Annotated in this window: 7 protein-coding genes; 1 reads left to right on the top strand and 6 read right to left on the bottom strand. The window is 68.8% G+C overall.

The window, feature by feature from the left end; genetic code table 11:
- On the bottom strand, positions 1 to 920 hold a 920-nt coding region (locus NLX94_RS30035; RefSeq protein WP_254386248.1), incomplete at its 3' end, for a beta-ketoacyl synthase N-terminal-like domain-containing protein.
- A 442-nt stretch (positions 921 to 1362) separates the two neighbouring features.
- On the opposite strand from NLX94_RS30035, the gene NLX94_RS30030 reads away from it, so the two are divergent.
- On the top strand, positions 1363 to 2709 hold the full coding sequence (locus NLX94_RS30030; protein WP_254386247.1) for a condensation domain-containing protein: 1347 nt from the start codon (positions 1363 to 1365) through the stop codon (positions 2707 to 2709).
- Between the two features lie 378 nt (positions 2710 to 3087).
- Here the strand turns inward: NLX94_RS30030 and NLX94_RS30025 are convergent, their stop codons facing one another.
- The 5 genes from NLX94_RS30025 to NLX94_RS30005 form a co-directional block, all read right to left on the bottom strand.
- Positions 3088 to 3366, bottom strand: a complete 279-nt coding sequence (locus NLX94_RS30025) for a hypothetical protein (RefSeq protein WP_254386246.1) — start codon at positions 3364 to 3366, stop codon at positions 3088 to 3090.
- Positions 3363 to 3533, bottom strand: coding sequence for a hypothetical protein (locus NLX94_RS30020; protein WP_254386245.1), 171 nt, complete (start codon positions 3531 to 3533; stop codon positions 3363 to 3365). The genes NLX94_RS30025 and NLX94_RS30020 overlap by 4 nt, the downstream gene beginning before the upstream one ends.
- Before the next feature lie 184 nt (positions 3534 to 3717).
- Entirely contained in the window at positions 3718 to 3975 is a 258-nt protein-coding gene (locus tag NLX94_RS30015; protein WP_254386244.1) for a hypothetical protein, read from the bottom strand.
- A 293-nt stretch (positions 3976 to 4268) separates the two neighbouring features.
- On the bottom strand, positions 4269 to 5606 hold the full coding sequence (locus tag NLX94_RS30010; RefSeq protein WP_254386243.1) for a class I SAM-dependent RNA methyltransferase: 1338 nt from the start codon (positions 5604 to 5606) through the stop codon (positions 4269 to 4271).
- Positions 5607 to 5714: 108 nt separating this feature from the next.
- A complete protein-coding gene (locus tag NLX94_RS30005; protein WP_254386242.1) occupies positions 5715 to 7769 on the bottom strand; it encodes an APC family permease in 2055 nt (684 codons plus the stop codon).
- Positions 7770 to 7951 lie beyond the last annotated feature (182 nt).

Genomic DNA, 7951 nt, shown 5'->3' with positions numbered 1-7951 from the left:
GACGCACCATCCTGATTGACCGCCGAACCCCGCACCACACCCAGAACCCGATGACCCAGACGACGCGCATCCGACAACCGCTCCACCAACAGGACACCGACACCCTCAGCCCAACCCGTCCCATCCGCACCCGCACCAAACGCCTTACAACGCCCATCCGCAGACAACGCCCGCTGACGCGAGAACTCCACGAAGGGATCGGGGGTGGACATGATGGTCACGCCGCCGGCCAGCGCCAAAGAGCACTCACCCTGCCGCAGAGCCTGGGCGGCGAGGTGGAGGGTGACGAGGGAGGAGGAGCACGCCGTGTCCAGCGTGAGGGAGGGGCCTTCGAATCCAAAGGAGTACGAGACACGTCCGGAGAGCACGCTCGGGGCGCTGGAGACGAGGAGAGTGCCGTCGAGGCTCTCCGGGACCGCGCCGAGGAACTGCGTGGAGTAGTGGTCGTACATCATGCCGACGTACACACCGGTGTCGCTGCCGCGGAGGGAGTGCGGATCGATACCCGCGCCTTCCAGGGCCTCCCAAGCCACCTCCAGGAGCAGGCGGTGCTGGGGGTCGGTGGCCAGGGCGTTGCGGGGGCTCAACTGGAAGAAGGGCGCGTCGAAATCGGCGATGTCCTCCAGGAACCCGGCCCGCTGGACGTAGCTGGTGCCGGGGACGTCGGGATCGGCGTCGTAGAGCTTCTCCAGGTCCCATCCCCGGTCCGTCGGGAACGGGGTGGTGGCGTCAGTGCCCGACTTGACCAGGTCCCACAGGCCTTGGGGATCGGTCACGCCGCCGGGGTAGCGGCAGGCCATGCCGACGATGGCGATGGGTTCGGAGTTCCGGTCGACGGACTCGACGAGCTGGCGACGTGCGTCAGCCAACTCGATCGTCACACGCTTGAGATAGTCCCTGAGCTTTTCTTCGTCCGCCATCGCCGAATTCCCGCCGTATTACTGACTATTGAGATCGATTCTTCAGGATCGCGATCAGTGGGCCAGAAGCCTCCGAACACGCAGAGCACGAATTCAGCGCCCCCCTGCCCGACGAGCCTTCGGTAACATGACCACACTGAAGGAAAGCCTCCGCACTGGGACCGGCAGCGTCAAGGGCGAACGGGCCTGTCTCCGCTGGCCAGCAAGGGACGGCAACAAGTTGCCAGCAGGGGACGGTTGACCGGCCAATGGCCGTTGATTAGGTCTTACCACGTAATAGTCGAGCACCACCTCACTTCACTGAAGACAGGAAGGAGGTGTCAAGCATGAGCAAGGTCGTCTGCACCTAAGGAACGGCTCGGACTTTCGTGTCATTGCCGCGCCCGGTGGACGCACAAACGTCGTCCGGGCGCGGTCGACGAAAACCAGCGAAGGAGACATCGTGGACGCCCCGCTCACTTTCGGGCAGCTCTCGACGTGGCGGTCGATGGAGACGTTCACCCCTGAGCGGTTGATGGAGGTCAACGTCCCGGCCACCTGGGACATCCGGGGCATCGGGACCGACGCGGCGCTCGGCGCCCTGCGGAAGCTGGCGGAACGTCACGAATCGCTGAGGACGACGTACCACGTCGTGGACGGCCAGCCGGTGCAGCGCATCCTGGAAGCCGCCGAGCCCCGGATCGAGCTGGTCGAGGACGGTCCCGTGGACCCCGACCAGAACACGCGCAGCCTGCTCGGCTCGGCGTTCCCCGTGACGGACGACGTGGGCTGGCGCAGTGCGCTGGTCCTGCGCGACGGGGCACCGCAGTACCTGTCCCTCTCCTTGTCGCACATGGCCGTGGACCTGTGGTCGGTCCAGGAGCTGGAGACCCAGTTCCGCGCACTGGTCGCGGACCCGTCGACGGAGCTCGACCCCGCCCCGACCGCCCGTGAACTGGCCCTGGCCCAGCGGTCGGAGTCATGGGCGTCCCGCCGTAAGGGCTTCGAAAAGTACTGGGTGAACCTCCTGGAGAAGGGCCCCCTCCACAACCTCCCTGCCTCTCCGCCCCGCACGAGCGAACGACGCATTCAGGCGACCCTGACGTCGGGCCGGCTGGGCGCCCTGGTCGCCCAGGCGGCGGAAGTCCACAAGGTCTCGGCCCAGAGCGTGCTGGCAGCGGCGACCGCAGTGGCACTCGGCCACGCCCTGGACCGGCCGCGCGTCATGCTGAGCCTGATGTCCGCCAACCGCTTCGAGCCACGCTGGCGTCCCCTCGTCAGCACCATGAACCAACTGGCCCCACTGGTCTGCGAGCCCGACCCCGACACCCCAATCGCCACCTACCTCAAGCGCACCAACCTCCGCGCGATGATGGCCTACCGACACGGCTGCTACGACGTGGACCGCGCCTCCGAACTCACCACGGGCACCGGCTTCGCCCACGACGCCTGGTTCAACTACCTGGTCGACGCCCCTTCCTCGCCACCCCCGACCGACACCTGGTCCGACGAAGAAGCAACCCTCCGCTGGTCCCCCCCAGCCCGCCACGCCGGCCACCCCTTCTACATCCGCATCAACGCCCGCGACCGCATGGAAATCGAACTCCGCACCGACCCCGACCTCATCCCCCCCACCACAGCCACCCAAATCCTCCGCACCCTCACCCTCACCATCCACCGCTCCCTCACCACCCCCACCTCTCCCCTCTCCTCCCTCACCCCCCACCCCCCCACCGACCTCCCTCCCACCCTCTTCCCCAAAACACACCCGGAAGAGCCCCCGGCCCCCACTGGCTTGATCCATTGCTGAGCAGCGCGGCTGCGGGGTAGCCGATCTCTTCGCTCGCCGCTTCTTCAGCTGCGTCCTGCGGGGCGTGTGCACGTCGTGGCGTGGTGCAGGCCGGGTGTTCATTCAGCCTGGAGGTCGCCCGGGGCCCGGGCCAAGGATCCCGAAGGTGAAGAAGCTGCATGGGACTGGTGCCGCGGCGGGTACGAGATCAGGATCGTGGACATCCTCGCCTGGCGCCTTGCAGCCTTCGAACCGGCCCCTGTCTCCTCCCAGCTCGCCCGCCCGCTCACCGTGGCCCGGCCATGCAGGCGAACCCCAACCGCTGGTCCTGACCAAGCCCGTCCAAGTACGCGCTCTCCGGCTCATCCGGGCAGACCCCTGGATCGGGATCTCCTCGTGTCAGAGCAGGTGCGGCAGCGGTACGACCAGGACTACGGCCAGGATGCGCGGCCTCATCCGCGGGAGTGCCTGGGTCTCGAACCATCCGCCGGAGGGGAGCATGTGACGGCGAGCCGTACCGGGGGTGGGGTCGCCGAGTTCGGACGGGTCGATGCCGAGGTTGGCCAGCTCGACGATCTGGTCGGCGACGGCCTTCACTTCATCGCGCACAACTTTCGGGTAGCCCACCTCGGCCTCGGCATGGAAGGCGTACTCCCACGCCCAACGGTCGTCGGTCACCTGGCGGCCTCGCCGGCAGTACGGAGGCCGGCCTCGGCGGCGGCGTTGCGGATGCGGCTGATCTCGGCGGCGATGTCCCGGGCCTCGCCGAGATCGGTGACCTCGGCGGCGCGGGCCTCAAGCACGTGGAGTCGGTCGGCGGTCTCCGGGTGTCGGGCAATGGCCACCTCAACGGCCCACACCTCCGTGAAGGTGCGGAGGGGAATGACGGAAACTTCGGCGCGGACAGTGCTGGCCGCGCGGTCGCGGTCGAAGTCGGCGAGCAGCTGCGGGGCTACCTGGGCGAGGGCGGCGCGGATCGCCTCGGGCTGGACGGGCGGTGGCGGACAGCGGACGGCTGGGGCTCGGCGCTCATGCGGCTTCGGCCCTCTCCTCCTGGTCAAGTTCGCCCGCACGGTAGGCGTTGGCAAGGGTGGTGACGTGCTGGCGGGACCAGCCGACGCGGCGGCCTACCGCAGCTTTCTGCCCGTAGCGGTCGGCGGAGCCGATACGACCCACCGTGCGGTTGAGATGCGCCTGCGCCCGCGCGAGAGCCTGCTCGGCCCGGTGGACGGCTTTGAGGGCGCCGTCCAGGTCGGTCTTCTCGTCGTCGCTCAGGGGGTCGCTCATGCCTCCCGCCAGCTCCCGCACGCTACAGTGCGTGACCGCTGAACGGCTCCGACTTCGCGCCGCCAGGACTTGCGGTCGGCGCCTCCACCGCATATGGAAAGCCGCCCTCGGCGGCGGCGCGGGCGCCCCGACGGAGCGCCCAGCCTGATCCAGGCGACGACTCCACAGAGCTGACGGATCATCGGGAAACAGGCTGGGCGAGCGTCAGATCAGCGTCACGAGCGTCAGATCAGCGTCAAGATATCGCCCGTAACGCCCACAACGCACATAATGCGCATCGACAAACCTGCAGGTCAGGAGCTCTTAGCGACCGGTTCAAGGATCGCCACGCACTCCACGTGGTGCGTCATCGGGAAGAGGTCGAAGGCGCGCAGGGTGCGGACCTTGTAGCCCGATTCCTTGAAGTAGCCCAGGTCGCGGGCGAGGGCCGCCGGGTCGCAGGCCACGTAGGCGATGCGGCGCGGGGTGAGGGCGGCGACCTGGCGGACCGTCTGCTTGCCGGCGCCCGCGCGGGGCGGGTCCAGGACGACCAGGTCGCACTCCGTGATGCCGGTCTTCGCGAGGGTCTGCTCGACCTTGCCCTGCTCGATGCGGACGCGGGGGAAGTCGGCCAGGTTGTGCCGGGCGTCCTCGACCGCGCGCTTCGTGGACTCGATGCCGAGGACGGCGCCGGTGTCGCCGAGGCGTTCCGCGAGGGCGCCCGCGAAGATGCCGACGCCGCAGTAGAGGTCGAGGGCCATCTCGCCCTTGCGCGGCATCAGGCCCTGCATGACGGCCTTGATCAGGGTGTCGGCGGCCTGGGGGTGGACCTGCCAGAAGCCGCCCATGCCGACGCGGTACGTACGGCCGTCCGCGCGCTCGCGCACGAAGGGGCGGCCGTGGACGCGATGGACTCCGCCGTCCTTCTCCTCGACGCGCAGGACCGAGACCGGCTTGTCGAGCTCGACGAGGGGGAGACGGCCGCCGGGGCGCGGGGTGAGGACGACCTGGCGGTCGTTCGAGCCAGAGGCGGCGATCGCCTCGACGGTCTCCATCTGGGGCCAGTCCTGCTGCTCGATGCCGAGTTCCGAGACACCGGGGGCCGCGATCATGCAGTGGTCGACGGGCTGGATCTCGTGCGAGCGGTGCTTGCGCAGGCCCACGACGCCGTCCTCGTCGATCGCGAACTGCACGCGGGTGCGCCACTGCGGGACCTGCCCGGCGGGCACCTTGTCGCCCTCGGCGGGCATGACCGTACCGTCCCAGCCGGCCTGCTCCGGGGTGAGCCCGGCGAGCCGCAGCAGCTGTTCGGCGACGACCTCGCCCTTGAGCCGGCGCTGGGCGCCCGGCTTGGCGTGCTGCCAGTCGCAGCCGCCGCACTTGCCGGGGCCGGCGTACGGGCAGGGGGCCTCGACCCGGTCCTTGGAGGGGTCGAGGACGGTGGTGGCGTCGGCGCGCAGGAACCGGGAGTCGGTGTCCCCCTCCGTGACGCGGGCGATGACCTTCTCGCCGGGGAGGGTGTGCCGGACGAAGAGGACGCGGCCCTCGGCGGTCCGGGCGATGCAGTGCCCGCCGTGCGCGACGGGGCCGACCTCGACCTCGTACTCCTCCCCGACCAGTGACTGCTTCTCGTTCTGCGCGCCGCTCGTCATGGTGGGAAGACTCCAAGGAGGTAAGAAAAGGAACGGCCGGACGGCCGACCCACCAGTTTACGTGGATCTCGTCCGGCCGTTCGCCACCCCGTCGCCGGGGCAGCCGGGCTACTTCGCCGCCGGGTCCTTCGGACGCGCACGCGGGGTGTCGACCGGCCCGCGGCGCACCGCGCCCGGGGCGTTCCACTCGGCGCGCTTCTTCGCCCGCTTCTTCGCCAGCTCCGAGGACTCCAGCTGGTAGGGCACCGAGGTGACCATCACGCCGGGGGTGAAGAGCAGGCGGCCCTTGAGGCGCAGGGCGCTCTGGTTGTGCAGCAGGTGCTCGTACCAGCGTCCGACCACGTACTCGGGGATGTATACGCTGACGGCGTCGCGCGGGTTCTCGCTGCGCAGGCCCTTGACGTACTCCACGACCGGGCGGGTGATCTCGCGGTACGGGGAGTCGAGGATCTTGAGCGGGACGTTGATGCCGCGCCGCTCCCACTCCTCGCGCAGCGCCTTGGTCTCGATCGGGTCGACGCTGATGCTGAGCGCCTCCAGCCGGTCCGAGCGGGTCAGCTTGGCGAAGGCCAGGGCGCGCAGGGTGGGCTTGTGGACCTTGGAGACCAGGACGATGGAGTGGACCCGCGAGGGGCGCACGCTGTCGTCGCTGGGGCCCTCGACGGCGGCGATCTCCTCGGAGACCCGGTCGTAGTGCTTGCGGATCGCGGTCATCGTTCCGTAGAAGATGACCATGCCGAGCAGGGCGACCCAGGCGCCGTGGGTGAACTTGGTGGCCAGGACGACGACCAGCACCATGCCGGTGAAGAAGGCGCCGAAGGTGTTGATCGCCCGGGACCGGTGCATCCGGCGGCGCGCCGCCGGGTCGCGCTCGGCGCGCAGGTGGCGGTTCCAGTGCCGGACCATGCCGATCTGGCTCAGCGTGAAGGAGACGAAGACGCCGACGATGTAGAGCTGGATCAGCTTCGTCGAGTCGGCGTCGTAGATCCACACCAGCAGCATCGCGGCGCCCGCGAGCAGCACGATGCCGTTGGAGAAGGCGAGCCGGTCGCCGCGGGTGTGCAGCTGGCGCGGCAGGTAGCGGTCCTGAGCGAGGATCGAGCCGAGCAGCGGGAAGCCGTTGTACGCGGTGTTCGCGGCGAGGAACAGGACCAGCGCGGTGGCCGCGGCGAGGACGATGAACAGGAAGCTGCCGTTGCCGAAGACGGCCTCGGCGACCTGGGAGATGACCGGGTGCTGGACGTAGCCGTCGCCGACCGGGACGCCGTTCTGCAGCAGGTCGGTGGCGGGCTTCTCCGCCATCTTGACGTCGGTGGCCATGGCCAGGCCGATGATCCCGCAGAACATGGTGACGGCCAGGCCGCCCATGAGGGCGAGGGTGGTGGCCGCGTTCTTGCTCTTGGGCTTGCGGAAGGCGGGCACGCCGTTGCTGATGGCCTCGACGCCCGTGAGCGCGGCGCAGCCGGAGGAGAAGGCGCGCAGCAGCAGGAAGACCAGTGCGAAACCGGCCAGCCCCTGGTGTTCGGCCTTGATCTCCAGACCGGCCGTCGGTGCCTCCATCGTGTCGCCCATGACCAGACCGCGCCAGGCACCCCAGGCGATCATCACGAAGACGGCGGCGACGAACACATAGGTCGGGATCGCGAAGAGGCTTCCGGATTCCTTCACGCCGCGCAGATTCATCAGCGTGAGCAGAAGAATCATGAGGATCGCGGAGAGCACTTTGTGCTCGATGACGAAATCGACGGCGGAGCCGAGGTTCTCGACTCCGGAGGAGATCGACACGGCGACCGTGAGGACGTAGTCGACGAGCAGGGCGCTCGCGACGGTGAGACCGGCCTTGGGCCCGAGGTTGGTGTTGGCGACCTCGTAGTCACCGCCGCCACTGGGGTAGGCGTGGACGTTCTGCCGGTAGGAGGCGACCACGGTGAACATCAGCACGACGACCGCGAGGGCGATCCAGGGGCTGAAGTGGTACGCCGACACGCCCGCGATCGACAGGACCAGCAGGACCTCGCCAGGGGCATATGCCACCGAGGAGAGCGGGTCGGACGCGAACACGGGGAGGGCGATCCGCTTGGGAAGGAGGGTTTCCCCGAGGCGGTCGCTGCGGAGCGCCCGGCCGATCAGGATCCGTTTGGGCACGTCGGTCAGTTTGGACACGCAGAGGATCGTAAGCGTTCGAAATCGGCATGACGAACCCGCACCCCGTCACATGGCAATACGCCGCCTATACGGCAGCCATATGCCGTCCGTACGCGGCCCGTACGCCCCGCCGACTGAAGCTGAAGGGGTCACACTGGTGACCGCCCGTGTGTAGCTTGGGCCATGGTCTGAGACCCTGT

Source organism: Streptomyces sp. TBY4, assembly GCF_024213195.1.
Lineage (GTDB): Bacteria > Actinomycetota > Actinomycetes > Streptomycetales > Streptomycetaceae > Streptomyces.
This window is presented reverse-complemented; position numbering and strand designations above follow the sequence as displayed.

What these genes read in the sequence shown, in the direction of transcription:
- NLX94_RS30015 (WP_254386244.1), bottom strand. Translation starts at nt 3,975, where the DNA reads ATGAGCGACCCCCTGAGCGACGACGAGAAGACCGACCTGGACGGCGCC.
- NLX94_RS30010 (WP_254386243.1), bottom strand. Translation starts at nt 5,606, where the DNA reads ATGACGAGCGGCGCGCAGAACGAGAAGCAGTCACTGGTCGGGGAGGAG.